Raw genomic sequence first — 26,385 nt, 5'->3', positions numbered from 1 at the left:
CTGAGCCTTACTGCTGCGGCGCCCCGGAGGCGGGCGCCACAGGCACTGCCGGTTCCGCCGCCGGAGCGGATGCCGGTGCCGGCGATGGCGATGGCGATGGCATGGCGGCGCCTTCCGTTTCCTCGTCGTCGCCATAGTTGGGCAGCTTGCTGCTGCCGCCATCCAGCAAGTAGCGCCGGCGCTGCACATAGGCGTCACGCACGAACGCGTACTTGTCCAGCGCCGCCAGCGAGAGCAGGTCGGTCGCGCCCAGCAGGTTGGTGCGCACGTCCACCACGTTCATGGCAAACAGCGAATTACGCCAGGCCGGATCCATGTAGGTGGTCGGGTCGAACTGGAAATTTACATACAGGCCTACGCCATCCCGGAACGAGCTCGGGCCGAAAAACGGCAGCACCAGGTAGGGCCCCGATGGCACGCCCCACGTTCCCAGCGTCAGCCCGAAGTCCTGCGAATGCTTCTGCAGGCCGGCCGGCGTGGCTATGTCGATCAGCCCGCCAATCCCCAGCACGGAATTGATCGCCACCCGCATCAGGCTCTCGGCCGCGTCCACGCCCTTGCCCTGCAGCAGGTTATTGGCGAAGTTGCCGACGTCCGCGATATTCGAATAGAAGTTGGTCACCGCGGTGCGCACGGGCTGCGGCGTGACCGCCTTGTAGCCCTTTGCGACCGGGGTGGCGACGTACTGGTCGAGCTTGTCGTTGACCTTGAAGACGACGCGGTTCATCGGTTCGAGCGGGTCGTCGGGATTGGCCTGCGGCCCGGTGGCGCAGCCGGCCGCAAGCAGCACTGCGGGAGCAAGCAAAGCCAGCCGCGCGGGTCGGCGTGTCAGAGGGGGGAGCGACATGGTGCAACGGTTGAGTCGGGGTGGTTATCGTTATTCAGCGGGTGTGGCGTGGGGCCGGTGCGCGCCTTCGCGCGGGCGGCCCATCAGGATCGGCTGGAAGAACACGGCGCCTACCAGCGTGCACAGGAGCGCCAGCGCCAGCAGCTTGCCCATGCTCGCGGTGCCCGGATGCTGCGACAGCCACAGGCTGCCGAATGCCGTGGCGGTGGTGGCGGCGCTGTAGAGCACGGCGTGCGTCAGGCTGGACTGCAGCAGCTTGGTCTTGCCGTGGCGCCACGCAATCACGTAATAGATCTTGAAGGCGACGCCGATGCCCAGCAGCAGCGGCAGCGCGATCACGTTGGCGAAGTTCAGAGCGATGCCGAACGCCGCGCACAGTTCGAGCGTGACAATGGCCGACACCAGCAGCGGGATCAGCGTGCGCAGCACATCGCCAAAGCGGCGCAGGGCAATCCACAACAGGACGGTGATGGACAGCACGGCCCAGGCGCCCGCCTGCGCAAAGGCGCCCATGATCGTGTCGGCCGAGCCGCGAATGGCGATCGGGCCGCCCGTGGCATCGGGCTCCACGCGCAGCACCGCGTCCATGAACAGGTTGAGCGCGGCTTCGCGCTCGATGCCGTCCTCTTGCGGCAGCCGTGGAGTGATGCTGACCAGCGCGCGTCCGTCCTGCGCCAGCCAGTCGCGCGTGATCTCGGGCGGCAGGGATTGCTGCGTGACCGGGCGCGCGTCGAGCATCTGGCGCAGGCGGCCCAGAGCGAGGCGCAGCGGCAGCGCAATGGCCTGTTCGGCGCGGTCGCGCGTGGCGGCATCCGCGTCCGCAAGCTGCTTCAGTACCTTTGACAGGCGTGTGGCCTGCGCCGCGCCGACCTCAGGGTGCTCATCGGCCGCGATGGCGAGCTGGCGCGCGGCATTGCGCAGCGCGTTGACGCGCGCCATATCGCTGGCCGGCGTGGCGGTCTGCTGCGTGAGCACGGGCATCAGCGCGGTGCGGGCCGTGCCGATGGCCGCAAGCTTGGCCGGCTGGTCGTCGGGAATGAAAGTCTGCAGCGTGACGACGCGCGCCACTTCGGGCAGCGGCGATACCTTGGCTGCGATCCCGCGCGCGGCATCGAGCGACGGCGCCAGCACCGTGACATCGTCGGTGCCGGCTTCCGGCGCATCCTTGAGCGCCAGCAGCGTCGCCATCGATTCCGAATGCGGGTCCTTCAGGTGCAGCGGATCGAAGTCAAAGCGCAGGCGCAGCAACAGCGGCGATCCAAGCAGGATCGCCGCGCAGGTGGCCAGCAGCACCGGCCTGCGGTAGCGCTCGAAGAACGCATCGGCCGGGGCCAGCCAGCCAAATCCCGGCGCCTCCGCTTCGCCGCGCGGTTGCAGGACCTGGATCAGCGCGGGCAGCATCGTGAACGTCGTCAGGAACGCCACCATCATGCCGACGCCGGCAATCTGGCCCAGTTCCGCGACGCCGCGGAAATCGGTCGGCAGGAAGCAGAAGAACGCGGCCGCCGTGGCCGCGGCCGCCAGCGACAGCGGCATCGCGGTAGCCTGCGCGGCGTGTTCCAGCGCCTCGGTAATATGGCCGCGGTCATGGCGTTCGGCGCGATAGCGCACGCCGAACTGGATGCCGAAGTCCACGCCCAGGCCGACGAACAGCACCGCGAACGCGACCGAGATCATGTTCAGCGCGCCCACCATGGCCAGGCCCAGTGCCGCGGTGACCAGCAGGCCCGTGAACAGGCTGGCCAGCACCGACAGGATCAGGCGAATGGAGCGCAATGCCATCCAGAGGATCAGCACCACTACCAGCACTGTCAGCAGGCCATTGAGCGCGGCGCCCTCGCTGACCGAGGCAAATTCGTCGTCGGCCAGCGGCTGCGGCCCCGTCAGGCGCACGCTGGCCTGGTAGCGCTGGGCCAGTTTCAGTTCGGCGGCCGCGGCGCGGATGGCGTCGGCGGCGGCGGCGCCGGCCTGCAGGTCGCTGTAGTCGAGCACCGGGCTGACCGAGATGAAGCTGAAGACGCGCCCCTCCTTGTCCGGCTTGACGCTGTCGTCGAGCAGGCCCACCCATGACATCGCGGCCGGCTTGCCGGCCAGGACACGCTCCAGCGCGCCCGCGCTGGCGCCCAGCAGGCTGTCCATATCGGCCAGCTTGACCTGGCCCATCGTCAGCGGCAGGCCGAGCGTGACGGAAAGCGTGTCGGAAAGCCCGCGCAGGGTCGGGTCGTGCGCCAGCTGGTTGAGCAGCGGGCGTGCCTGGACGAGCTGCTGCGTGATCTCATCGACTTCGGTCGTGCGCGCGAACAGCAGGCCGTTGCGGGCAAAGAATTCGCCCGCGCCCGGCTGGCTGACCGAGCGGAAGTGCTCCGGATGGCGCCGCAGCGCTTCGGCGAGTTCGTTGGCCGCGGCATCGGCCAGTTCCGACGCGGGGGCCTGCACCACGGCCAGGACCATCTGCCCGCGCTGGGGAAAGGCCTTGCCGATGGCTGCGTCGCGCCGGGCCCACGGGGCATCGGATTCGAGCAGGCGATTGATATCCGTGTTGATGGCGAAGTGCCGCGCCACATAGAAGCCGCTGGCGGCGGTGAGCAGCAGGGCCGCCACGATCACCAGCCAGGCGCGGGTCGTGGCGAGCCTGACGAGGCGGGTCAACAGCGAAGTCAGCATGGGGTGCTCGGGACAGGGCTCGATCCGCGAGTATACCGGCTGGCGCGGGATCGGCCTGCTTGCGTGGCGCACTAGCCGCACCCGCCGCCGCACCCGGTCGGCAAGTCGCGTTCCGCTATACTGGCCCGGCATCCCGGGCGCCACGCGCAGCGGGCCCCGGGGCCATTTTCAAACGCATCTTGCAGCAGACATCGGCATGAACAGATTCGGTTTGATTTCCCTTGCGCCCGTTGCGGCGGTGGCCATGATAGCGACGGCGCAGGCACAGACGGTGCAGCCCGGCGACCTCAAGGCAGCGCCGGAACGCCTGGTGCAGGCGGCCGTGGAAGGCGTGATCACGACCATCCAGACCACCCCCGAAACCCGCGGCGGCGACCTCGCGAAGATCACCGCGGTGGTCCAGAAGCAGTTCCTGCCCTATACGGATTTCAGCCGCACCACGCGGCTGGCGGTCGGCAGCGCATGGCGCAATGCCACGCCGGAACAGCAGAAGCAGCTCAACGAACAGTTCACGACGCTGCTCGTGCGCAGCTATGCCGTGTCCCTGTCGCAGCTGCGCGAGCAGAATGTGAAGTTCCGCTTCAAGCCGGCGCAGGCCGGGGGCGGTTCCGGCGACGTGGTGGTGGAATCGCGCGTGCTCAACAACGGCGAGGAGATGCAGATCGACTACCGCCTGCAGCGCACGCCCGGCGGCTGGAAGATCTATGACATCAATATGATGGGCGCGTGGCTGATCGAGGTGTACCGCAAGCAGTTTGCCGATATCGTTTCGCGTGGCGGCGTCGATGGGCTGGTGAAGTACCTCGTCGACCATAACGCGCGGCAGGCAGGCTAGGCCCAGGGCGGCGGGCCTTATCTTGCCTTATCTCACGGTGCAACCTCGCCCGTTGTCCCGCGCCGCCAGCGGCGCAGTTCCAACCATTGCCACGACAGCAGCGCGGGCACGCCGAACAGGACTTCCCGCGCGCGCTTGACCAGTGCCAGGGCCAGCGACACATGGGCGTCCATGCCCAGTGCCTGGCCAAGCAGCATCACCACGGCCTCCTGCACGCCGAGGCCGGCGGGCACGAAGAAGGCCATGTGGCGCACAGCCTGCGTGAGTGCTTCGATGGCCATGGCTTGCCAGAACGGCACCGGGTGGCCCAGCAGCATCAGCGCGAACCAGACTTCTAGCGTGCCGCTGACCATCCCTGCCAGTTGCCAGCCCATCGCCGCCAGCAGTTCGCGCGGGCGCCGGTTGAGCGCGCGGATCTCGGCATCGAGCCGTGCGCCGTCGATCATGGCGACGATGCGGTGGTCCTCGCCGAACAGCTTGCGCGCGGCACCTTCCAGCTTCTCGAACAGCGCCGCGTGGCGCAGCGACAGCGCGAATGCTATGGGCACCGGCAGCGACAGCACCAGCCCGGTCAGGATGACCCAGGCCTGGCCGCTGTCCTGCAGCGCGGCGACGAGCATCAGCACGCCGAGCGCCGAGAACAGGTACTGGGCGAACAGCGTGATCATGACCTCGACGACGATGGTGGCGGTGACCGCCGTGGTGTCGCGGATGCGCAGCCGGCTCAGCCGCATGCCGACCAGTTCGCCGCCAATGCTCATGGTCGGCAGCAGGCGGTTCACGCCTTCGCGCACGGCGGCTACCCACGTCAGGAAGCCGAGGCCGGCATTTTCTTCGGGGTCGGCGGAGGTCAGCAGCACCCGCCAGCCCTGCGCATCGAGCAGCAGGGGCAGCGCGTGCAGCGGCACCAGCAGGAGCAGGAGCCAGCCGCCCTGCGCCATCACGGTGGCGATGTCGCCAATGCCCTCATGGACGACAAGGGCGGTGAGCGCGAGCAGGCCCAGCAGGCCGGTCAGGTAGGCAATGCGTTTCATGTGAGTGGGCTCAGGCCGTCGCCAGCACGTCGGCAAAGCCGCCGCGCCGCACGCCGGCCGCATCGAGGGCGGCGCGCACACGCGGCGACAGCAGCGCGGCCAGTTCGTCGGCGTGGCGGTAGCCTGCCATGGTCGGCGCGATGGCCGCGCCCGACGTGACCGCCGGATGCAGGTAGATTTCACCGATGCCGTCGGGCAGCTTCGCGAGCGCGGCCAGCAGCACGGCTTCATCCATGGCGCCGCTGTTTGCGATGCCGACCACGTAGTCGTTGTGCGCGATGCCGGCACGCCGCAGCCGCCGGCGCAGCAGCGCCAGCCACGGGCGCAGCAGCAGCGGAGCGTCGGATTCCAGCGGCAGCCGCACGGCGCGCAGGCCGAACTCGCGACCGATCGACAGGATCAGCGACAGCACGGTCGGATGCAGGTGGAAGTGCTTGTGCGTATTGACGTGATCCAGCGGCAGGCCGGTCGCGGCGAATGCCTCGAACTGCGCGCGGATCTCCGCGGCGAGCTGGCGCCGTACATGCGGCAGGAAGAAGAAGCGGCAGCCGTCGCGCGCCATGGCCGAGCCGAAGCGGCCCTGCGCATCGACGAGATCGGGAATGGCCGCGCGCGGCAGCATTGCCGGACCATCGGCCAGCACGACATGCAGTCCTACGCGCAGCGATGGCAGCCGTCTCGCGCGCGCGACCGCGTCGCCGGCTTCGGGCGCGGACACCATCAGGCTGGCCGCGTTGAGCACGCCGTCGCGATGCGCAAGTTCCACCGCCTCGTTGACGGCGGTATGCAGGCCGAAGTCGTCGGCGGTGATGATCAGGCCGCGCGCGCGACGCGTGGCGGAGGCGGCGGTGGTGCTATGGGACGGCAGGATCAGGCCTCGCGTGAACTCAGGAAGCGGAAGAACTCCACGCCTTCGCGCAGGCGCCGCTTCATCATGTCCCAGCTGCCCAGCATCTCGCGCACGATCTCCCAGATCTTGCCGGGACGGAAGTAGAACTGCTTATAGAAGCGCTCCACGCCGCGGTAGATCTCTTCCTTCGACAGGTGCGGATAGCTGATTGCCGCGAGCTGCACGCCCTTGTCATTGACGAGGTTGATGACCTTGTTCTCTTCGAGCCAGCCATTGTCGACCGCCTGCTGGTACAGCGTGGTGCCGGGGTAGGGCGCCGCCAGCGACACCTGGATGGTGTGCGGATTGATCTCCTTGGCGTAGGCGATGGTCTTCTCGATGGTCTCCTGCGTTTCGCCGGGCAGGCCCAGGATGAAGGTGCCGTGGATCTGGATGCCGAGCTTGCGGCAATCTTCGGTGAAGCGGCGCGCGATATCCGTGCGCAGGCCCTTCTTGATGTTCAGCAGGATCTGGTCGTCGCCCGATTCATAGCCGACCAGCAGCAGGCGCAGGCCGTTCTCCTTCATGATCTTGAGCGTGCTGTACGGCACGTTGGCCTTGGCATTGCACGACCACGTCACGCCGAGCTTGCCGAGCCCGCGCGCGATTTCCTCCACGCGCGGCTTGAAATCGGTGAAGGTGTCGTCGTCGAACATGATCTCCTTCACCTCGGGCATGTTCTCCTTGATCCATTTCACCTCGGCGATCACGCTCTCGGCCGAGCGCGTGCGGTAGCGGTGTCCGCCGACCGTCTGCGGCCACAGGCAGAAAGTGCAGCGCGAACGGCAGCCGCGCCCCGTGTAGATCGACACGTACGGGTGCTTCAGGTAGCCGATGAAGTAGTTCTCGATCTTCAGGTCGCGCTGGTAGACGGGGGCCACGAAGGGCAGCTCGTCCATGTTCTCGATCATCGGGCGCTGGCCGTTGTGCTCGAGCGAGCCATCGGGCAGGCGGTACGACAGCCCGAGAATGTCCTTGAGGGGCTTGCCCGCGGCTACGTCCTGGCAGGTGTAGTCGAATTCCTCGCGGCAGACGAAGTCGATCGCGTCGCTGGCGCCGAGCGTGCCGCCGGGGTCGACTGCCGGCTTGGCGCCGACCATGCCGATCATCACGCCGGGCTTGCGCTTCTTGAGCTCCTCGGCGAACTTGGCATCGGTCGGGAACGACGGCGTGCTGGTGTGGATGATGACCAGGTCGTAGTCGACGGCGATATCGAGCGTCTGCTGCGGCGTCAGTTCATCGGCGGGCGCGTCGAGCACGCGGCTGCCGGGCACCAGCGCGGCCGGCTGCGCCAGCCAGGTCGGATACCAGAACGACTTGATCTCGCGCTTGGCCTGGTAGCGCGAACCGGCGCCGCCGTCAAAGCCGTCGAAGGAGGGGGCCTGGAGGAAGAGGGTTTTTTTCATAGCGGCCTTGATTTTGTCAGGTCAGATCAGCTGCGGCTTGTTGGCATGGAGCCACGCCTTGACGTCAGCGATCAGTGCGGTGGCATTGGCAATGCACTCGCGTACGGCCGAAGCCGGCACGAGGTCGCCGGAATAGTCGGAAAGATTGCGCTGCTCGCGCAGGGCGTCGAGCAGGATCATGCGGTCGGCTGGCCAGCCGATCGTCTTCGTCAGGGACTGCAAGGTTGTCTGGTGATGGTCGGGCCGGCTGGTCAGCGTCCGGTAGCCATTGGCATGCAGTGCCGCGAGCGCGGCTTGCATGATCGCCTTATAGGCTGCATCAAACCGGTTCTCATGGCTAAGCGCTTCGATGCCGGCGTCGCTCAGATTGCGTTCGGCCGCTGCGAGCAGGCGCGCGATCTGTTCACGATCCGGCTGGATTGCGTCCAGGCTGATTCCCAGCAAGTTCTCCAAGGTCATGGTCGCTTCCGATCACGAATAACTTCGGCTTGGCCAGCACGCCGCGCAGAAACGCGTCGTTGTTCGCCAGCCCCGCGCGCCATTCTTGGCGGGAGAGCACCTTCGGATTGATCTCCCGCGCCAGGGAGGCCTGCGCCGGGTACAGCAGCTGTACAGCCCGCGCGAAGCCAATGTCGCCGATCAGCATGATATCCACGTCGCTCTGCGCCGTCTCGCGTCCGCTTGCTGTCGAGCCGTAGATGAAAGCGGCGTCGATCTCGTGCGCGCAAGGTTGCAGCGCCTGGGTCAGCACGTCTGCCAGCCCAGAAGTCTTCCTCATGATGCTGGACAGCTCCTCGAACACCGGCGACGCTCGATTGGCGCGGTATGCGAGCTGGTTGCCGCGCGGTTCCCGGATCAGGATGCCTGCTTGTGCCAGCTTGCTCAGTTCCTTGTGAAGCGTTCCCGGCGCGGTGTCCGTCAGCCGCGCGATCTCGCGCACGTGATAGGACGCCTCCGGATGCAACAGGAGCAGACCCAGCACGCGGCGGCGATATTCGCCAAAGAGGGTATCGGAGAGTGATTGAAGCATTTATGGCTACGATTGTAGCTAAAAAAGCTTCATTGACAACAGGACCGCGTGCGGGTGGTGTTGTGATCACAATACCTTGCCATCCTGAACTGGATCGCGCACCGGGAGAATCCGATCGCGCCAGCGCACTTGCCTGCCCGCCAGCGCACTGCCCCATCCAGCCAGCAACAGCACGTCGCGCAGCGGCGACCTGACCGCGGCCGACAGGGATCCGGCCAATGTGCAGCGCGCCACCAGTCCCGCCAGGGCAACCGCCAGCATCGCCGGGGTCGGCGACAACGCCACGCCGAGCACCAGCATCGGCCACGTAAAGGTGATGAAGGTAAAAGCAAAGCCCGCCGGGTTCAGCGAGCGGATGGTGCGCAGCCAGCGCAGTTCATGCGTCCACAGTTCGGCCAGCCGCGTCTCGGTCACGTCGGTGGTGACGACCACGTCGGATAGCACTGTGCGCAGCCCGGCCTGCCGGGTCAGCTCGCCGAGCCAGAAGTCGTCGGCGAGCCGGTCGGACAGCGACGCGAAGCCGCCGATCTGCGTCAAGGTGTCGCGGCGCAGCGCGATGGTCGCGCCGAAGGCGAAGCGGCGCGAACCGCCCGCATGCGCAATGCGTACGGACGGCGCGAACCAGTCGTCGATGAACTGCGCGCCGAGCTTCGCCCAGAAGGCGCCGACGGGGCGCCCGCGGTACAGGCAGGTGACGATGCCGACGCCGGGGTCGGCCAGCGGCGCGGTGACGCGCACCAGGTAGTCGGGCGGCACGGCGATATCGCTGTCGGCCACGACCAGCAGGTCATGGCGCGCCTGCGCGGCCAGGTTGATCAGGTTGCTGACCTTGAGGTTGCTGCCATGCACGCGCGGGTCGATGACCAGTGTGATGTCCGTGCCCGGGAAGTCCTGCTGCAGGCGCCGCACGACGGCAATGGCGGGATCGTCCGGATCGCGTACGCCGCATACGATCTGGTAGCCGGTCACTGATTGCCGGCACAGCGTGGCCAGGTTGTCGTACAGGCGCGGCTCGGCCCCGCACAGCGGCTTGAGCACGCTGGCGCGGACTTCGCCGCCGGTAGCGGGAAGATCAGGACGCACGGCCGCGCGCCGCGTCAGCATGGCGGCGGCCACGGCATAGCCCGCCGACACGCAGGTCAGCGCACTGCCAAGCAGGGTCGCGGCCATGGCCGCAGCTTCCGCGGGCATCGGTGTTCAGTGGGCCGCCGTGGTCTCCGCCCTGGCCGGCTGTTCCTTGCGCGGCTGGGCCCGGCCGATCTCGGCCAGCTTGATCTCTACGTGGCGCGAGAACACGTAATCGGCAGGACGTTGCTTGTCGAGCGGGATGTCCGGGGCCATCGCGCCCTCGGTCTTTACGCCGCGCAGGCTCACGCCAAGCGCCTTGAGCGGATGCGCGAACGTGTCGGCCACGGCCGTGGCCTCGTAGCCGCTGTGGACCATGCAGTCGGCGCACTTCTCGTAGTTGCCGGTGCCGTAGGCGTCCCAGTCGGTCTCTTCCATCAGCTCCTTGAAGGTCTGCACATAGCCTTCGCCGACGAGGTAGCAGGGCCGCTGCCAGCCAAAGACCGTGCGCGCCGGGTTGCCCCAGGGCGTGCAGTGGTAGGTCTGGTTGCCGGCCAGGAAGTCGAGGAACATGGTCGACTGGCTGAACGACCAGTTCTTGCCGCGGCCGCGGCTCAGAATGTCGCGGAACAGCTGCTTGGTCTTGCCGCGGTTCAGGAAGTGCTGCTGGTCCGGCGCGCGCTCGTAGGCGTAGCCCGGCGAGACCGTGATGCCGTCCACGCCCATCGCCTTGACCGTATCGAAGAACGCGGCCACGCGTTCGGGCCTGGCATCGTTGAACAGCGTGCAGTTGATGTTGACGCGGAAGCCGCGCGCCTTGGCGGCACGGATGGCCTCGACAGCGCGGTCGTAGACACCTTCCTGGCTGACCGAGTGGTCGTGCATCTCGCGGTCGCCGTCCAGGTGAACGGACCAGACGAAGTAGGGGCTGGGCTCGTACTGGTCCAGCTTCTTTTCCATCAGCAGCGCATTGGTGCACAGGTAGACGAACTTGCGCCGCGCGACGATGCCGCGCACGATCTCGGGCATGTCCTTGTGCAGCAGCGGCTCGCCGCCGGCGATCGACACCACCGGCGCGCCGCATTCATCGACTGCGCCCAGGCACTCCTCGACGGACAGGCGCTGGTTGAGGATCGGGTCCGGGTAGTCGATCTTGCCGCAGCCATTGCAGGCAAGGTTGCAGCGGAACAACGGTTCCAGCATGAGCGCGAGCGGATAGCGCTTCTGGCGCGCCAGATGCTTGCCGACAATGTAGGCGCCCACGCGGGCGACCTGCAGGAACGGAATAGCCAAGGGGACTTCCTTCTTCTTTGATGGGGTTCAGCCGGCGACCTTCTCGACGGGCTCGGGGTCGGGCGTGGCCGCCGTGGAGCGGACATCGGCCAGCTCCGCGGGCAGGCGGAACTCGGCATGCTCCTCGCGGCCTTCCATGGTCGAGACTTCCACGGGGCCCAGGCGGCGCAACGTGGCAATCACGTCTTCGACCATTTCTTCGGGCGCGGAGGCGCCGGCCGTGATGCCGACAATATTAGCGCCTGCGACCCAGGCCGGGTCGAGTTCGCTGCCGTCGGCGATCAGGTAGCTCGGCACGCCGCTTTCGGTGCCGATCTCGCGCAGCCGGTTGGAATTGGAGCTGTTGGTGGCGCCGATGACGAGGATGACATCGGCGAGCTTGCACAGGTCCCGCACCGCGCTCTGCCGGTTCTGCGTGGCATAGCAGATGTCGCGCGTGTCGGGCCCGACCAGATTGCTGAAACGGCGTCCCAGCGCGGCGATGATATTGCGGGTGTCGTCCACGCTGAGCGTGGTCTGGGTGACGTAGGCCACCGGGGTGTCGGCGGGCAGGTCGAGATTCTCCACCTGCGCCTCGTTCTGCACCAGGATCACCTTGCCGGGGATCTGGCCCATGGTGCCTTCGACCTCGGGGTGGCCGGCATGGCCGATCAGGATCACGGTACGGCCGCTGGCCGCGTACTGCCGGCCCTGGTTATGCACCTTGATCACAAGCGGGCAGGTCGCGTCGATCGCGTGCAACTGGCGCTGCCCGGCATCTGCCACTACCGCGCGAGAAACACCGTGCGCGCTGAAAATCGTGACGGCGCCCGCGGGGACCTCGTCGAGTTCTTCGACGAAACGCGCGCCCTTGTTCTTCAATCCCTCCACAACATGCTTGTTGTGCACGATTTCGTGTCGCACGAACACCGGGGCTCCGTGCTTGACGAGCGCGCGGTCGACAATCTCGATCGCACGCACGACACCGGCACAAAAGCCTCGGGGTTGAGCAAGAATCACCTGCATACGGTAGGCCCCCCGGACCCTCTAATGGGTTTCAGTGATTGGGAAGGTGTACAGAAATCACATTTCCGACACATGGTGGTTACTATATACCGGTCGCGCCGGAAATGTCGGACAGCCATTTCCTGGTAGCGACCTAATCGCGACCTAATCGCGACCAGATAGCGACTTTCCCATCTCATCGAGAAACGGGTTTATGACAGTAAACGATTACGTCCTGGTGACGGGTGCATCGGGTTTTCTCGGATCCGCGGTGTTGCGGCAGGCACTGGCGCGCGGATGGCGCGTGCGTGCGCTGGCGCGCGCGTCGAGCCCGCGCGCCAACCTTGCGGACTTGCCGGTGGAGGTCGTGCAGGGGGACATGCGTGATCCGGCCGCGGTCGCGGCGGCCATGCAGGGCGTGCGTTACCTGTTCCATGTGGCGGCCGATTACCGGCTGTGGGCGCCTGACCCCGAGGAGATCGTCCGCACCAATGTCGACGGCACCATGGCGGTCATGGAGGCTGCGCAACAGGCCGGCGTGGAGCGCGTGGTCTATACCAGCAGCGTGGCCACGCTGCGCGTGGCAGGGGCGAGCGGGCCCGTCGACGAAACGGCGCCGCTGGCCCCGCATGAGGCCATCGGCGCGTACAAGCGCAGCAAGGTGCTGGCCGAGCGCTTGGTCGAGCGCATGGTAGCCGAACGCGGCCTGCCAGCGGTGATCGTCAACCCGTCCACGCCAATCGGCCCGCGCGATGTACGGCCCACGCCGACCGGCCGCATCATTGTCGAGGCCGCCACCGGCAAGATTCCCGCCTTTGTCGAGACCGGGCTCAACCTGGTGCACGTGGATGACGTAGCCGCGGGCCATTTCCAGGCGCTCGAGCGCGGCCGGACCGGTGAACGCTACATTTTGGGCGGCGATGACGTCATGTTGCAGCAGATGCTGCGGGATATCGCCGGCTTGTGCGGCCGTCGTCCGCCGACATTGCAACTGCCGCGCTGGCCGCTGTACCCGCTCGCCCATGCGGCCGAGGCCGTGGCGCGCGTGACGCGCAAGGAGCCGTTCGTGACCGTGGACGGGCTCAATATGTCGAAGTACCGCATGTTCTTCCGTTCCGACAAGGCCCGGCGCGAACTGGGCTACCAGCCGCGCCCCTATATAGAAGGCCTGCGCGATGCGCTGGACTGGTTCCGCGAGGCGGGGTACCTGCGCTGAAGCGTCAGGACTGAAGCGTCACGAGCGCACGGGCGCCTGGCTGCGGCCCTTCCACTGTCCGCCGCGGCGCAGCCAGTAGCGCCGCGCCGAGTCCAGCGTGGCGCCGAGGTAGAACAGTGCCGTCAGCGGCAGCAGCGGCGCCAGCCACGCGGGCTGGCGGTACTCGCGCAGCATCGGCCGGTAGGCCAGCGCCATGGCCGTCCAGGCGAGCCATGCCGGCCACAGCCGGGCGCCGCCGGCCAGCGCCAGCAGCGGTGGCGCCAGGTAGGTCACGGTCATGGCCGCCACCGTGCCGGCCAGCAGCAGCGGCGAGTAGCGCAGCTGGGTGTAGGCACTGCGCGCAATCATGTCCCACAGGCTGCGCCAGTCGTCATACGGCCGTAGCGACACGCTGTCGTCGGCAAGGTCCAGGCTGATCGGGCCACCCGGCTTGATCTTCGCGGCCAGGCTGCAATCGTCGATCAACTCGCCCCGGATCGCGGCGAATCCGCCGATGCGCGACAGCGCCGTACGGCTCGCCAGCATGCAGCCGCCCGCGGCGGCGGCCACGCCATGGCGCGGGTCGCGTACGCGCTCGAACGGGTAGAGCTTGGCAAAGAAGAAGACAAAGGCCGGTACGATCAGCCGCTCCCAGGCCGACACGCAGCGCAACCGCACCATCAGCGACACCAGGTCGCGCCGCTCGTGCACGGCGCGGGCGACCAGCCCGGCCAGCACGCCGGGGCCGTGCCAGATGTCGGCATCGGTCAGCCAGACATAGGCGGCGTCCGGCGCTACGCGGTCTGCGCATGCCAACCCTTCGGACTGCGCCCAGACCTTGCCGCTCCAGCCAGCCGGCAGGTCGCGGGCCGGCACTACCGCCAGGGCGCCGGGCCGCGCAATGCCGGCTGCCGCGCTGGCCGCTACCTCCGCGGTGCCGTCATGGCTGTGGTCATCGACCACGACCAGCGACAGCTTTCCCGGGTACGCCTGGCCGAGCACGCCCGCCACGCATCGGCCGATGACGTCGGCTTCGTTGCGGGCCGGGACAATCGCCACCACCTCGGGCCATGCCTCGGGCGCCGGGGCCGCTGCCGGCTTGCGCACGCGCCAGAACCCCGCGCGGCCGAACAGCAGTACGCACCAGATGGCCAGCGACAGCAGGGACAGCACGAACGCGGCAGTCATGGTCACTTCAGAAAGCGGCGTGCGATCCGCGCCAGGCGCGGCACGGTCTCAGGCCGCAACAATCGCTTGTCGTAGCCAGCCATGCGGCGGTCGTTCTCGGCCAGGCACAGGTCGATCATCGCACCCGGCGACAGCGAATCGCCAAGCGCTTCGGAGCCGTTCATGGTGAAGTTGGCGTCCTGCGCCGCGCCATCGGCGTCGATGCCGCGCGCGATGCCGATGCGCTCCCAGATCAGGAAGGCCCACACCCGCGCCACCTTCAGCGCGAACAGCGGCCGGCGCCACCAGGGCAGGTTGCGGCGGTACCACGCGGCCCAGTTGACGAAGAAGAGGATGTGCCGGCCTTCCTCCTGGATCACGGGCTCGAAGGTATCTACGAGTTCCGCCGGGAAGTAGCCGGAGCGCTTGGCCATGGTGAACAGGCCAAAGGCGAAGAAGCTGTCGATGCACTCGCTGTAGCCGGTCACGAGCCAGCCCCACTCCGGGTCGTCCGGGGGCGGGTAGTCGGGCTCCGGCGCGAGCGGGATGCCGTAGGCCTCCACCAGCTTGGACAGTACGACCTTGTGGCGCGCTTCCTCGCCGCCGTCCATGTCCAGCGCGCTGCGCAGCAGCGGGTCGGTGACGGTCTCGGCAAAGGTCTTCACGCGGATCGAGGCACGGCCCTCGGTCTGCACGGCAATGTCCCAGATCGGCAGGGAGGTGACGCGCTGCAGCGCATCGGGCGACAGCTGCGGCCATTCGATCACGGCCGGCTTGTAAGGATTGTGGGTCTGCAGCAGCATGTTGCAGAACAAGCGCAAGTGCTGCGCGGAGCCGATGCGCACCGGGCCCGGCGCCGGGTCGGTCCAGTGGCGCATGGCGTGATCCGCCTGCTCGACCGCGGTGCGCGCGACCGTATCGGCCACGGCGGCGGCACGCGCCACGGCATCTTCGGCTGAATTGGCGCTAACGCCGGCGTGGCCGGCAGGATCAGCGCGATCGGTGTGTGCGTCGGCCGCCCCGTCGTGGCGCGGTGGTGCGGCGTAAAGTTCGGACATCTGGCCCCCTGGCATTGGATTGCCCGGGGGCCATTGTAGCGGCTGGCGCCCGCTGGCGCACCCCGCCGCCAGCGCCGGTCAGGCCTGGTAGGTCACCGGGCCGCGGGCCTGGACGCCCAGGCGGTAGTAAAGCACCGTCAGCAGCACCAGCCAGGCCGGGCCCACGTACAGCGCCACGCGCGTGTCCGGGAAGTAGGCCATCAGCGCGATCACCAGCGCCAGGAAGGCCAGCGCGATCCACGAGCCATACGGCCAGAACGGCATGCGGAAGGCCAGCTGGCCGCGTTCGGCCGGCGACAGGTTCTTGCGGAACTGCATCTGCGTGACCAGGATGATGGCCCAGGTCCAGATCGCGCCGAAGGTGGAGATCGACGTCACCCACACGAACACCTTCTCCGGCACCAGGTAATTCAGCAGCACGCCGCACAGCAGCGCGCCGATCGACACCAGCAGCGCGCGGCGCGGCACGCCGTTGCTGTCCACCTTGGCAAAGGCGGCGGGCGCCTGGCCTTGCTGCGCCAGGTTGTAGAGCATGCGGCCCGTGCTGAAGATGCCGCCGTTGCACGACGACAGCGCCGCGGTCAGCACCACGAAGTTGATGATGCCGGCGGCGGTCTTGATGCCCAGGCGCTCGAAGGTCATCACGAACGGGCTGCCCTGCGCGCCGATCTCGTTCCACGGATAGAGCGAGAGGATCACGAACAGCGCGCCGACGTAGAAGATCAGGATGCGCCAGAACACCGAGTTGATCGCGTCCGGGATCGACTTGCGCGGGTTCTTCGCTTCGCCGGCGGTCAGGCCGATCATCTCCACGCCGAGGTAGGCGAACATCACCATCTGCAGCGACATCAGCACGCCGCTGGCGCCATTGGGCAGGAAGCCGCCATGCGCCCACAGGTTGCCGATGCCGGTGGCCGCGCCGCCGTTGCCCAGGCCGAACACGATCATGGCGCCGCCGCCGAACAGCATCAGCACGATGGTCACGATCTTGATCATGGCGAACCAGAACTCGAACTCGCCATAGGCCTTGACTGCCAGCAGGTTGACCGAGCCCATCGCGCCCAGTGCCGCAAGCGCCCAGATCCAGCGCGGCACGTCCGGGAACCAGACGCCCATGTAGATGGCCACGGCCGTGATCTCGGCCACGCAGGTCACCAGCCACAGGAACCAGTAGTTCCAGCCGGTCAGGTAGCCGGCCAGCGGGCCCATATGGTCCTGCGCATAGCGGCAGAAGGAGCCTGCCACCGGGTTGTGGACAGCCATTTCGCCGAGTGCGCGCATGATCAGGAAGATCATGGCGCCGCCGATCAGGTAAGCCAGCATGATCGCCGGCCCCGCCATCCTGATGGCATTGGCCGACCCGAGGAACAGCCCTACGCCGATGGCCGACCCCAGCGCCATCAGGCGGATGTGGCGCTCGCCCAGCCCGCGCTGCAAATGCTCCGTACTTGCACTCATTTGTCGTTGTCTCCGTTCAATGGAATGCCCCGCTGGCCCTTGTGGGGATGGCGGGTGCAGATGGATCGTTCACGGTCTGCATCGCACGCTTCTGCTCAGGTCGTGGCAGGGCGCGCAATGGCATCGCGCAAAAGCCTTCAGGGGCGCTATCCCATGCTGGCAATTGGCGGACCGGAACGAAAAAGAGCCCGAAGATTAATGACAAAGGCTTGGCATTTGTTGCTCAATTTGAGCGTAATTGTTCGATGGATTGTGTTTGTGACGAATGATGCGCGTTTGCGTCGAGCTGGCCATGAGGCCGTCGAAGGCGGGAAGGCGACTGATAACGTGAATCTCAGCTTGCCATTGAACTAGCGGCGGCCCAGTTCGATTGGACGGCCATGCGGCGTGTGCCGCGCCGCCTCATCCCATTCGCCCTTGCGCTGGGCAAGCAGGGGTTCCGTGACCAGGCCCTTCGCTGCGCTGATCTTTTCCAATGCCGCGAGCCAGTGCTGGTAGTAGGTTTCGCCGGTGTCAGGGTCGCCCGCGCGCTGGGCATCGCGGATCGACTGCGCCAGTTGTCCGGCCCATTCGGTCCACGTGAAGACGCCGCGCTCATGCAGGGCCAGCACCATGGCGAATGCCTGCGCTTCCCACGGTGCCCTGAAGACCGGTCCGGCGTCGTCGCAGGGCAGATCGGGAAGGGCATGGCGCAGTTCGCGTACAGGGAGGGCCGCCGCACTCATGCCAGTTCCTCGAAATAAGACTCCCAGCAATCCACGCAGACAGAGGCCGCCGTTGTGTCGGGACCCCAGAGGTCAATGGCGTCAAAACACACCGTGTACAGCCATTGCGGCTGGTCGCCAAGCCGCAGCGCACTGGCATCCGGGAAGACATGGGCGCCGTGCACCCGGACAATTTGCCCTTGCCTGCCGCGGCAATAGCGGGGCAGGCGTGTATGCGTCGCCGGATTGAGCAGGCGAGTCCGGACCACGTCGCCGACCGCAAAGCGTGCCGGCGCCGCTGCCGGACGGGCACTGGGGCTGCCGCGCAGCAGCGAGGCGGCCACCTCTTCCGCCTTCAGGACACGGTCGACCGGCTCGCCAGCGATGGCCATCGTGCCTTGTTCGATTTCCGCGGCCGTGACCAGGCCCGCGCCCAGCAGCACCTTTTTCAACCCCTCGAACCAGATCTCATAGTAGCTGCTGGCCAGGTATTGCGCCGGCGGCAGGCTTTCACGGGCGGCGCGCTGGATGTCGATGTTCCACTTGCCGACGGCGTTCATGGCCAGGTTCAGCGCCAGCACGCGACGCTCCCAGCCGGCATGGAACGGGGGCTCGTCCGGCTCGGGCCGAACCGGCCCGAACGATTGCATGCCGCCCATGTCCTGCGCGCCGTTCATCGTGACGCCCCTCCCGGCGAGGCAGGTGTCTTTGCGAGGCCGGTGCCGATCATGGAGTCGCGCGTCACCAGTTCGGCGAGCGCGTCTTCGCTCCAGCCGTCGGTCGACGGCGGACGCATGGGCAACACCAGGTAGCGGATCTCGGCCGTGGAGTCCCACACCCGGATCTGCACCTCGTCGGCGAGCGCTACGCCGAAATCCCTGAGCACCCCGCGCGGATCGATCACGGCGCGCGCGCGATACGGCGCCGACTTGTACCAGACCGGCGGCAAGCCGAGCACCGGCCACGGATAGCACGAGCACAGCGTGCAGACCACCATATTGTGCAGGGCAGCGGTGTTTTCCAGCGCGACCATGTGCTCGCCCTGCCTGCCGCTGTAGCCAAGGGAGGCGATTGCTGCCGTCGCGTCTTCCAGCAGCCATGCCTTGTAGTCCGGATCCGACCACGCCTTTGCTACCACGCGTGCGCCATTGCGGGGCCCGACCTGGTGTTCGTAGGTCTCGATGAGGACATCCAGGGCCGTTGGATCGATATAGCCTTTTTCGACCAGCAGCGATTCCAGCGCGCGCACGCGCAATTCGATGTCGGACAAGGGGCTGCCGTCGTCGTGATCGTGCGCGGCGTGGTTGTCCTTCGGGTGTTCGTGGTGCATCGGCCTGGTCCGTGCCGGTCAGGGAAGTTTCCCGGTGTCCACCATCGCGGGCATCATGTTCGAGTTCAGGTGGAACATCACCCATAGCGTGCCGCTCAGCGTGATCACCACCAGCACCAGCGTGAAGATCAGCGCCAGCATGTTCCAGCCGCCCTCCGACCTGGCGTTCATGTGCAGGAAGTAGATCATGTGCACGACGATCTGCACGGCGCCCAGCAACAGCAGCACCATTGCGGTGGTGCTGGACTTCTCGAACACCTTGCCCATGACCAGCCAGAATGGAATCATGGTCAGGATCACTGACAGCACGAAGCCGGTCGCGTAGCCGGTCAACGAGATGTGGATGTGGCCGTCGTCATGGCCGTGCGCGTCGTGGCCATCGTTGCCGAGCGTTTGGTCCGGTGCACTCATGGCAGCACTCCCATCAGGTAGACAAAGGTGAAGACGCCGATCCAGACCACATCCAGGAAGTGCCAGAACATCGACAGGCACATCAGCCGGCGGCGGTTCTCGGGAATCAGCCCGTGCAGTCGGACCTGCACCATCAGCGTGATGAGCCAGATGGTGCCGACAGTCACGTGCAGTCCGTGCGTGCTGACCAGCGAGAAGAACGAAGTCAGGAAGCCGCTGCGCCACGGGCCGGCGCCTTCGCTGACCAGATGGACGAACTCAAAGATTTCCACACCAAGGAAGGCTGCACCCAGCAGGCCGGTGATGGCCAGCCACCCCTGCGTGCCGCCGACGCGGCCCTGCTGCATCTGCAGCATGGCAAAGCCATAGGTAATAGACGACAGCAGCAGGAACGACGTATTCAGCGCCACCAGCGGCAAGTCGAACAGCTCGGCGCCGGTCGGCCCGCCCGCGTAGCTGCGGCCGAGCACGCCGTAGGCCGCGAACAGGCACGCGAAGATGAGGCAATCGCTCATCAGGTACACCCAGAACCCCAGCAAGGTGCCGTTGGGCACGTGATGCTCGCTGGTCATGTAGAAGCGCAGTTCGCCCTCCTCGGTGCCAGGGCCGGACTGCACGGCGTGCGGCGGGGCGGGCGGCGTGGCCTGCGCGCGGCCGGCGGGGAACGGGGCAGTAGTATCAGGCATGGCGGGCCAGCAGCGCCGAGCGCGCCGCCTCCGTGTTGCCGACCGTATCGGCCGGGATGTAGTAGTCGCGCTTGTAGTTGAAGGTGTGCACGATCGCGCTGATGATGAGCGCCGCAAACGACACCACCACCAGCCACCAGATGTGCCAGATCAGCGCAAAGCCGCAGACTGTGCTGAGACCCGCCAGGATGATGCCCGCGCTCGTGTTCTTCGGCATGTGGATCGGTATGTAGCCGTGCATTGGCCGCTGGAAACCGTGCGTCTTCATCTGCCACCAGGCGTCGCTGTCATGGACGATCGGCGTGAAGGCGAAGTTGTAGGCGGGTGGCGGCGACGAGGTCGACCATTCGAGCGTGCGGCCATTCCACGGATCGCCGGTAACGTCGCGCAGCGATTCGCGGCGCATGAAGCTCACCACGAGCTGGACCAGGAAACAGCCGATGCCGAGCGCGATTAGCAGCGCGCCGAATGCCGCGAGCAGGAACCAGATCCGCAGCGAGGGGTCCTCGAAATGGCTCATGCGGCGGGTCACGCCCATCATGCCGAGCACATACAGCGGCATGAACGCAAAGTAGAAGCCGACCAGCCAGAACCAGAATGAGCACTTGCCCCAGAACGGCTCCAGCCGGTAGCCGAAGGCCTTGGGAAACCAGTACGTGATGCCGGCCATCAGCCCGAACAGCACGCCGCCGATGATCACGTTGTGGAAGTGGGCGATCAGGAACAAGCTGTTGTGCAGCGAAAAATCGGCGGGCGGCACCGCCAGCAGCACGCCAGTCATGCCCCCGATCACGAAGGTGACCATGAAGCCGACCGTCCACAGCATCGGCACCTCGAAGCGGATGCGCCCGTGGTACATGGTGAACAGCCAGTTGAACAGCTTGGCCCCGGTCGGGATCGAGATGATCATGGTGGTGATGCCGAAGAACGAGTTGACGCTCGCCCCGGATCCCATCGTGAAGAAGTGGTGCAGCCAGACCAGGTAGGACAGCACCGTGATCACGACCGTGGCGTAAACCATCGACGCGTAGCCGAACAGCCGCTTCTGGCTGAACGTCGCCACCACCTCGGAGAATACCCCGAACACGGGCAGCACCAGGATGTAGACCTCGGGGTGGCCCCAGATCCAGATCAGGTTCACGTACATCATGGCGCTGCCGCCCTGGTCGGCCGTGAAGAAGTTCATGCCCAGGTAGCGGTCCAGCGCCAGCATGGCCAGCGCCGCGGTCAGCACGGGGAACGCGGCGATGATCAGCACGTTGGCGCACAGCGCGGTCCAGGTGAAGACCGGCATGCGCATCAGCGTCATGCCCGGCGCGCGCATCTTGACGATGGTCACCAGCAGGTTGATGCCCGAAAGCACCGTCCCCACCCCCGCCACCTGCAAGGACCATATGTAGTAGTCCACCCCTACGTCAGGGCTGTGGACGATGCCGGACAGCGGCGGATAGGCCAGCCAGCCGGTGCGCGCGAACTCGCCGACGAACAGCGACATCATCACCAGCACCGCGCCGCCGGTGGTCATCCAGAAGCTGAAGTTGTTGAGGAAGGGGAAGGCGACGTCGCGCGCGCCGATCTGCAACGGCATCACGAAGTTCATGAGCCCGGTCACGAGCGGCATCGCCACGAAGAAGATCATGATCATGCCGTGCGCGGTGAAGATCTGGTCGTAGTGGTGCGGCGGCAGGTAGCCAAGGTTGTCGCCGAACGCGACGGCCTGCTGCAGGCGCATCATCACGGCGTCGGCAAAGCCGCGCAGCAGCATGATGATCCCGAGGATCATGTACATGATGCCGATCCGCTTGTGGTCGATGCTCGTGAACCACTCGCGCCACAGATAGCCCCACAGACCGAAGTAGGTCACCGCGCCCAGCAGCGCCAGTCCGCCGAGGATCACGACGAGGAAGGTGCCCAGCAGGATCGGCTCGTGCAGCGGTATGGCCTCCCAGCTCAGGCGGCCGAAGATGAGCGTGGCGAGTTCGGATCGCTCCTGCATGTTGTCCTCCAGGGCCAGGGTGAAGGTGAAGGTCTTTCGGGGCGCTTGCGTCCCGGCTGTGCTACCGCAGCGCCACCGCGCTGCGCTCGCTGTACGGGGCGGCCGGGTCGAACGGCGCCTTCGGCGTATTGCTGGCCGTGCAGACGGCGCCCAGCGCGCCGCCCTGCTGGCGGCGTGCGTCCATGGCCATCATGTCCTTCGTGCACACCTGTCCGGCGCGCACGCAGCGGTTCAGGATGGCATCGAACAGGTCGGGCGCGACACTGGCGTAGTGGCGCACGGGATCGCGCTCGCTGGGCTGTTCCAGTTGCAGGTAGCCGTCGCGCGAAAGCGGCGTGCCGCTGTTCTTTACGCGCTGGACCCAGCGGTCGAAGTCGTCGTGGCTCAGGCCGTGGAAGCGGAAACGCATGTGCGAGAAACCCGCGCCGCTGTAGTTGGCGGAGAAACCTTCATAGTCGCCGGGCTGGTTCATCACCGCATGCAGCTTGGTTTCCATGCCTGGCATCGCATAGACCTGGCCGGCCAGCGACGGAATGAAGAAGGAGTTCATCACGCTGGAGGCCGTGATGCGGAAGCGGATGGGCCGGTCCACCGGCGCGGCGACTTCGTTGACGCTGGCAATGCCCTGCTCGGGGTAAAGGAAGAGCCACTTCCAGTCGAGTGCAACCACCTCGACCGTTAGCGGTTGCACATCGGCTGGCAGCGGCCGCTGCGCATCGAGGCGCTGCAGCGGCCGGTACGGGTCGAGCTTGTGGGTGCTGACCCAGGTCACCGCGCCCAGCGCGATGATGATCAGCAGCGGCGCCGACCAGATCAGCAGCTCCAGCACCGTGGAGTGGTCCCAGTCGGGGTTGTATGGCGCTTCGGTGTTCGAGGCCCGGTAGCGCCAGGCGAACAGCAGCGTCAGCACGATCACGGGCACGATGATCAGCAGCATGAGCCCGGTCGAGATGAGGATCAGGTTGCGCTGCTGGAGCGCGAGGTCGCCGTTCGGCGACATCAGCACCATGCTGCATCCACACAGGGCGGCCGCTGCCGGAGCCAGCAGGATCCAGCGCGGTGCGCGCGGTAGTGCCTGAGTCGAACGGTCGGATCGCATAGGCTTGGGTCCTCTGTTGCCATCCTGTACGCTGAAGCGTACGTGACTTAGACTGTTCTGAGCAACTATGGCAGTTTAGGCGCTCAGGGGCTAATCGCCAGGGAGCAAATTCCTCACTAGCCCCGTTACTCCCATGGAGGTATACGGATGGCCAGCCTGACCCATCAGCATCGTGCGTCTCCTTCTGCACCTCCCGCGCCAGGGGCCGCGCATGTCGCGCCGGCGGAGATCGCGACCGGCGTCGTGATCGGCAGGGCGTCCGAGTACTTCGATTTCTTCGTCTATGGCATCGCGTCGGTGCTGGTCTTCCCGACGGTGTACTTCCCGTTCGCGGACCGGCTCGAAGGCCTGCTCTATGCGTTCTCGGTGTTTGCGCTGGCCTTTGTCGCGCGGCCGTTCGGCACGGCGCTGTTCATGCGCATCCAGCGCCGGTGGGGGCGCGGCATCAAGCTGACGGCGGCGCTGTTCCTGCTGGGCACGGCCACGGTGGGCATTGCCTTCCTGCCCGGCTATGCCACGCTGGGCCATACCGCGATCGTGCTGCTGGCCGTGTTCCGTTCGCTGCAGGGCATCGCCTTCGGCGGTTCGTGGGACGGACTGCCGTCGCTGCTCGCGCTGAATGCGCCGCCCGAGCGGCGCGGCTGGTACGCGATGATGGGGCAGCTCGGCGCGCCCACGGGCTTCATCGTCGCCGGCTCGCTGTTCCTGTTCCTGAACCTGAGCCTGGACCGCGGCGAATTCCTGGAGTGGGGCTGGCGCTATCCGTTCTACGTCGCTTTCGCCATCAACGTGGTGGCACTGTTCGCGCGGCTGCGGCTGGTGGTGACGCACGAGTACACCCAGCTGATGGACGAGGACGAGCTTGAGCCGATCAGCACCGTGGAGCTCATCAGCAAGCAGGACTACAACATCTTCCTTGGCGCTTTCGCCGCGCTGGCCAGCTTTGCGCTGTTCCACCTGGTCACGGTATTCCCGCTGTCCTGGGTGGAGCTGCACCAGACGCAGCCGATCACCGACGTGCTGAGCGTGCAGGTGGCCGGCGCGTTCATCGGCATCGTCGGCACCATTGCCTCGGGCCGCATCGCCGACCGTATCGGGCGCCGCACGACGCTTGGGACCATGGCGGCGCTGATCGGCGTGTTCGCACTGTTCGCGCCGCTGCTGATGGGCGGAGGGCCGGTGGCGCAGGACCTGTTCATCCTGATCGGTTTCGGCCTGCTCGGTCTGTCCTACGGCCAGGCGGCGGGCGCGCTCACGTCCAACTTCGAACGCCGCTACCGCTATACCGGCGCCGCGCTGACCACGGATTTCGCGTGGCTGTTCGGCGCGGCCTTCGCGCCGCTGGTGGCGCTGGGGCTGTCGGTCAAGTTCGGGCTGGTTGCGGTCAGTGCCTACCTGTTGTCCGGGGCGGTCTGCACGCTGCTCGCGCTGCGCATCAACCGCGCCCTGGCGTCGGAGGACTGAAGCTGCCCGCCGATGCGCGCCATGCCCCCGGCGGCTGGCCGAAGCGGCGCGTGAAGCTGCGCGTGAAGGTGGTCTGGTCGGGATAGCCCGAAGCCAGCGCCACCTCTGCCAGCGGCAGCCCGCTGCAAGCCAGCAGTTGCACCGCACGGTCCAGCCGCAAGCGCGTCTGATAGCGGTGGGGCGTGTCGCCGAAGGCTTCGGCGAACAGCGTGTGGAAGCGGCGTACGCTCCAGCCGAAGCGCGCGGCCAGATGGTCCGCATGCAAGGCCGACGACAGGTTGGCACGCAGGTAGGCATCGATAGCCATGACCGGGAACGCGCTCGCGGCCCCTTGTCCGTTCGCCGTGCCAAGGGCGTCCGCAAGGTCGCCGGCCAGCGTGGCCGCGATCGTCCAGTTCCGATGCGTTGCCCGGGCACCACCCGGGCGCCAGGTCGCCAGTGCCTGGACGCGCGTGCCAAGCGCGCCGTCCAGCGCAAATGCGCGCGGCCGCTCCATCAGCCGCGCCGGCAGTGCGACCGATGCGCCGGGAAAATCCGCGACCACCTGCAGGTTGCCCGCCAGCCCAAGGAATTCGTGATGGCTGCCGGCCGGCACGATCAGCCCGTTGTGGCGGTCGACCCGATACAGATGTCCGTCGATCTCCAGTTCGGTGGCGCCATCCAGCCCAAACAGCAGCTGGTGATGGTCGTGCGCGTGCCCCGCGGGCCACGGGTGGTAGCGGCGCGGCTCCACCAGCGGACTCGCGGTGCGGACGGGGCCAGCGTGCGCCGGCTCAGCGGGCTGGGGCATGCCTCGGCCTTTCCCGCGTCTGGCACAGCCAGACCCCCGCGCCGGCGACGGCCATGCCCAGCCACTGCAGCGGACCCAGGCGGTCGCCGAACAGCAGCCATGCCTGCACCGCCGCCAGCGGCGGTGCCAGGAACATCAGCGCCGCGGCGCTGGCCGCCTGCCCGCGCCGCACGATGCCGAGCAGCAGCCAGCTGCCGGCGCCCGATATCCCCAGCGCCGCCCAGCCGAGCGCCATCCACAGGACCGGCTCCGGCTGCCAGTGCGGCGTGGGCGATAGCCACACGGCCACGCCGGCCACCAGCATGGCGCCGGCGTTCTGCCACGCAGCGCTGGTGCGCAGGTCCGAGGCGGCAATCGACATTTTCTGCAGCAGGGTTCCCATGGTGATCGAGACAATGGCCAGCGCCCCGGCCAGCAGGACCCAGGGTGATACGGACTGGGACTGGCCGGCGCCGGCCTGCATGACCGGCACCACCACCAGCGCCACGCCGGCAGCGCCGGTCGCCAGGCCTTGCCAGGTGCGTCTGGAAGGTAGCTCGTGCAGCAGGGGAATGGCAAGCAGTGCCGTCAGCAGTGGCTGCAACGCGCCCAGCAGCGCCATCACGGCGGGCGGCAGGCCGTGCGCCACCGCGCCGAAGGCGCTACACAGGTACAGGCCCTGCATCAGCGCCCCGGGCAGCAGGTGGCGCGGCACCTCGCGCCACGCCGGCCAGGCGGCGCGCGCTGCCAGCGCGGCGATGCAGAACATCAGCGCAGCCAGCGCAAAGCGCGCCAGCAGGAACAGGCTGGTGTCGGCGAGCGGCACGATGGCCTTGCCGACGATAAAGCCGGTGGACCAGATCAGGACAAAGGCAAGGCCGGGCAGCCAGCCGCTGGAAGCTTGGGGGTGAGACATAGGGGCAGGCGGCCCGGAGGCCGGTATCGGGTCGACGGAGCCGGGCGGCACAAGGTCCGCGGTGCCGGCATGCCCGGAAAGTAAC

25 protein-coding genes are annotated in these 26,385 nt (G+C 67.1%); 3 read left to right on the top strand and 22 right to left on the bottom strand.

Going from position 1 to position 26,385, the window contains the following annotated elements:
- Positions 1-7: 7 nt before the first annotated feature.
- On the bottom strand, positions 8-847 hold the full coding sequence (locus CupriaWKF_RS18675) for a VacJ family lipoprotein (RefSeq protein ID WP_276102257.1): 840 nt from the start codon (positions 845-847) through the stop codon (positions 8-10).
- A 30-nt stretch (positions 848-877) separates the two neighbouring features.
- The gene (locus CupriaWKF_RS18670) at positions 878-3,511 is read right to left on the bottom strand and encodes an MMPL family transporter (protein WP_276102256.1); all 2,634 of its coding nucleotides are present in this window, start codon (positions 3,509-3,511) and stop codon (positions 878-880) included.
- 196 nt (positions 3,512-3,707) lie between these two features.
- Here CupriaWKF_RS18670 and CupriaWKF_RS18665 point away from each other — a divergent pair, with 196 nt between their 5' ends.
- Positions 3,708-4,346, top strand: a complete 639-nt coding sequence (locus tag CupriaWKF_RS18665; protein WP_276102255.1) for an ABC transporter substrate-binding protein — start codon at positions 3,708-3,710, stop codon at positions 4,344-4,346.
- A gap of 32 nt (positions 4,347-4,378) precedes the next feature.
- Here the strand turns inward: CupriaWKF_RS18665 and CupriaWKF_RS18660 are convergent, their stop codons facing one another.
- The 8 genes from CupriaWKF_RS18660 to ispH all read right to left on the bottom strand — a co-directional run bounded on the left by CupriaWKF_RS18660 (position 4,379) and on the right by ispH (position 12,068).
- Entirely contained in the window at positions 4,379-5,380 is a 1,002-nt protein-coding gene (locus CupriaWKF_RS18660; RefSeq protein WP_276102253.1) for a lysylphosphatidylglycerol synthase domain-containing protein, read from the bottom strand.
- 10 nt (positions 5,381-5,390) lie between these two features.
- On the bottom strand, positions 5,391-6,197 hold the full coding sequence (gene hpnK, locus CupriaWKF_RS18655) for a hopanoid biosynthesis-associated protein HpnK (RefSeq protein ID WP_276103314.1): 807 nt from the start codon (positions 6,195-6,197) through the stop codon (positions 5,391-5,393).
- 53 nt (positions 6,198-6,250) lie between these two features.
- On the bottom strand, positions 6,251-7,675 hold the full coding sequence (gene hpnJ, locus CupriaWKF_RS18650) for a hopanoid biosynthesis associated radical SAM protein HpnJ (RefSeq protein ID WP_276102251.1): 1,425 nt from the start codon (positions 7,673-7,675) through the stop codon (positions 6,251-6,253).
- Between the two features lie 21 nt (positions 7,676-7,696).
- A complete protein-coding gene (locus CupriaWKF_RS18645) occupies positions 7,697-8,134 on the bottom strand; it encodes a DNA-binding protein (RefSeq protein WP_276102250.1) in 438 nt (145 codons plus the stop codon).
- The gene (locus CupriaWKF_RS18640; protein ID WP_276102249.1) at positions 8,079-8,705 is read right to left on the bottom strand and encodes a nucleotidyltransferase domain-containing protein; all 627 of its coding nucleotides are present in this window, start codon (positions 8,703-8,705) and stop codon (positions 8,079-8,081) included. The genes CupriaWKF_RS18645 and CupriaWKF_RS18640 overlap by 56 nt, the downstream gene beginning before the upstream one ends.
- Positions 8,706-8,771: 66 nt before the next feature.
- Positions 8,772-9,875, bottom strand: a complete 1,104-nt coding sequence (gene hpnI, locus CupriaWKF_RS18635; RefSeq protein ID WP_276102247.1) for a bacteriohopanetetrol glucosamine biosynthesis glycosyltransferase HpnI — start codon at positions 9,873-9,875, stop codon at positions 8,772-8,774.
- Positions 9,876-9,902: 27 nt separating this feature from the next.
- Positions 9,903-11,063 carry an adenosyl-hopene transferase HpnH gene (gene hpnH, locus CupriaWKF_RS18630; RefSeq protein ID WP_276102245.1) on the bottom strand — a complete coding sequence of 387 codons (1,161 nt, stop codon included), beginning with the start codon at positions 11,061-11,063 and terminating at the stop codon, positions 9,903-9,905.
- A gap of 27 nt (positions 11,064-11,090) precedes the next feature.
- Positions 11,091-12,068 carry a 4-hydroxy-3-methylbut-2-enyl diphosphate reductase gene (gene ispH / locus CupriaWKF_RS18625; protein WP_276102244.1) on the bottom strand — a complete coding sequence of 326 codons (978 nt, stop codon included), beginning with the start codon at positions 12,066-12,068 and terminating at the stop codon, positions 11,091-11,093.
- 193 nt (positions 12,069-12,261) lie between these two features.
- Here ispH and hpnA point away from each other — a divergent pair, with 193 nt between their 5' ends.
- Entirely contained in the window at positions 12,262-13,263 is a 1,002-nt protein-coding gene (hpnA, locus tag CupriaWKF_RS18620; RefSeq protein ID WP_276102243.1) for a hopanoid-associated sugar epimerase, read from the top strand.
- Positions 13,264-13,281: 18 nt separating this feature from the next.
- Here hpnA and CupriaWKF_RS18615 read toward each other — a convergent pair whose 3' ends face one another.
- From CupriaWKF_RS18615 to cyoA, 10 genes are all read right to left on the bottom strand, one after another.
- Positions 13,282-14,436 carry a glycosyltransferase gene (locus CupriaWKF_RS18615; protein WP_276102242.1) on the bottom strand — a complete coding sequence of 385 codons (1,155 nt, stop codon included), beginning with the start codon at positions 14,434-14,436 and terminating at the stop codon, positions 13,282-13,284.
- Entirely contained in the window at positions 14,433-15,287 is an 855-nt protein-coding gene (locus CupriaWKF_RS18610) for a ferritin-like domain-containing protein (protein ID WP_276103313.1), read from the bottom strand. The genes CupriaWKF_RS18615 and CupriaWKF_RS18610 overlap by 4 nt, the downstream gene beginning before the upstream one ends.
- A 258-nt stretch (positions 15,288-15,545) precedes the next feature.
- Positions 15,546-16,925 carry an amino acid permease gene (locus tag CupriaWKF_RS18605; RefSeq protein ID WP_276102241.1) on the bottom strand — a complete coding sequence of 460 codons (1,380 nt, stop codon included), beginning with the start codon at positions 16,923-16,925 and terminating at the stop codon, positions 15,546-15,548.
- 350 nt (positions 16,926-17,275) lie between these two features.
- On the bottom strand, positions 17,276-17,650 hold the full coding sequence (locus CupriaWKF_RS18600; protein WP_276102240.1) for a nitrile hydratase accessory protein: 375 nt from the start codon (positions 17,648-17,650) through the stop codon (positions 17,276-17,278).
- Entirely contained in the window at positions 17,647-18,306 is a 660-nt protein-coding gene (nthB, locus tag CupriaWKF_RS18595) for a nitrile hydratase subunit beta (protein WP_276102239.1), read from the bottom strand. Before nthB ends, CupriaWKF_RS18600 begins: the two co-directional genes overlap by 4 nt.
- Positions 18,303-18,959, bottom strand: coding sequence for a nitrile hydratase subunit alpha (gene nthA / locus CupriaWKF_RS18590; RefSeq protein ID WP_276102238.1), 657 nt, complete (start codon positions 18,957-18,959; stop codon positions 18,303-18,305). Before nthA ends, nthB begins: the two co-directional genes overlap by 4 nt.
- A gap of 18 nt (positions 18,960-18,977) precedes the next feature.
- Positions 18,978-19,370 carry a cytochrome o ubiquinol oxidase subunit IV gene (cyoD, locus tag CupriaWKF_RS18585; protein ID WP_276102237.1) on the bottom strand — a complete coding sequence of 131 codons (393 nt, stop codon included), beginning with the start codon at positions 19,368-19,370 and terminating at the stop codon, positions 18,978-18,980.
- Entirely contained in the window at positions 19,367-19,942 is a 576-nt protein-coding gene (cyoC, locus tag CupriaWKF_RS18580) for a cytochrome o ubiquinol oxidase subunit III (protein WP_276103312.1), read from the bottom strand. The genes cyoD and cyoC overlap by 4 nt, the downstream gene beginning before the upstream one ends.
- Positions 19,943-20,048: 106 nt before the next feature.
- On the bottom strand, positions 20,049-22,052 hold the full coding sequence (cyoB, locus tag CupriaWKF_RS18575; RefSeq protein ID WP_276102236.1) for a cytochrome o ubiquinol oxidase subunit I: 2,004 nt from the start codon (positions 22,050-22,052) through the stop codon (positions 20,049-20,051).
- A gap of 61 nt (positions 22,053-22,113) precedes the next feature.
- On the bottom strand, positions 22,114-23,061 hold the full coding sequence (gene cyoA, locus CupriaWKF_RS18570) for a ubiquinol oxidase subunit II (RefSeq protein WP_276103311.1): 948 nt from the start codon (positions 23,059-23,061) through the stop codon (positions 22,114-22,116).
- Between the two features lie 237 nt (positions 23,062-23,298).
- Here cyoA and CupriaWKF_RS18565 point away from each other — a divergent pair, with 237 nt between their 5' ends.
- Positions 23,299-24,615 carry an MFS transporter gene (locus CupriaWKF_RS18565; protein ID WP_276102235.1) on the top strand — a complete coding sequence of 439 codons (1,317 nt, stop codon included), beginning with the start codon at positions 23,299-23,301 and terminating at the stop codon, positions 24,613-24,615.
- Here CupriaWKF_RS18565 and CupriaWKF_RS18560 read toward each other — a convergent pair.
- Together CupriaWKF_RS18560 and CupriaWKF_RS18555 are read right to left on the bottom strand one after the other, a co-directional pair.
- Entirely contained in the window at positions 24,587-25,405 is an 819-nt protein-coding gene (locus tag CupriaWKF_RS18560; RefSeq protein ID WP_276102234.1) for an AraC family transcriptional regulator, read from the bottom strand. The two genes, CupriaWKF_RS18565 and CupriaWKF_RS18560, sit on opposite strands and share 29 nt — an antisense overlap.
- Complete coding sequence (locus tag CupriaWKF_RS18555; RefSeq protein ID WP_276102233.1) at positions 25,389-26,300, bottom strand: DMT family transporter; 912 nt, start codon at positions 26,298-26,300, stop codon at positions 25,389-25,391. Before CupriaWKF_RS18555 ends, CupriaWKF_RS18560 begins: the two co-directional genes overlap by 17 nt.
- Positions 26,301-26,385 lie beyond the last annotated feature (85 nt).

Origin of the sequence: Cupriavidus sp. WKF15 (genome assembly GCF_029278605.1) — a bacterium.
GTDB lineage: Bacteria > Pseudomonadota > Gammaproteobacteria > Burkholderiales > Burkholderiaceae > Cupriavidus.
The sequence above is the reverse complement of the archived record's forward strand: the minus strand, read 5'-3'. Positions and strand labels throughout refer to the sequence as shown.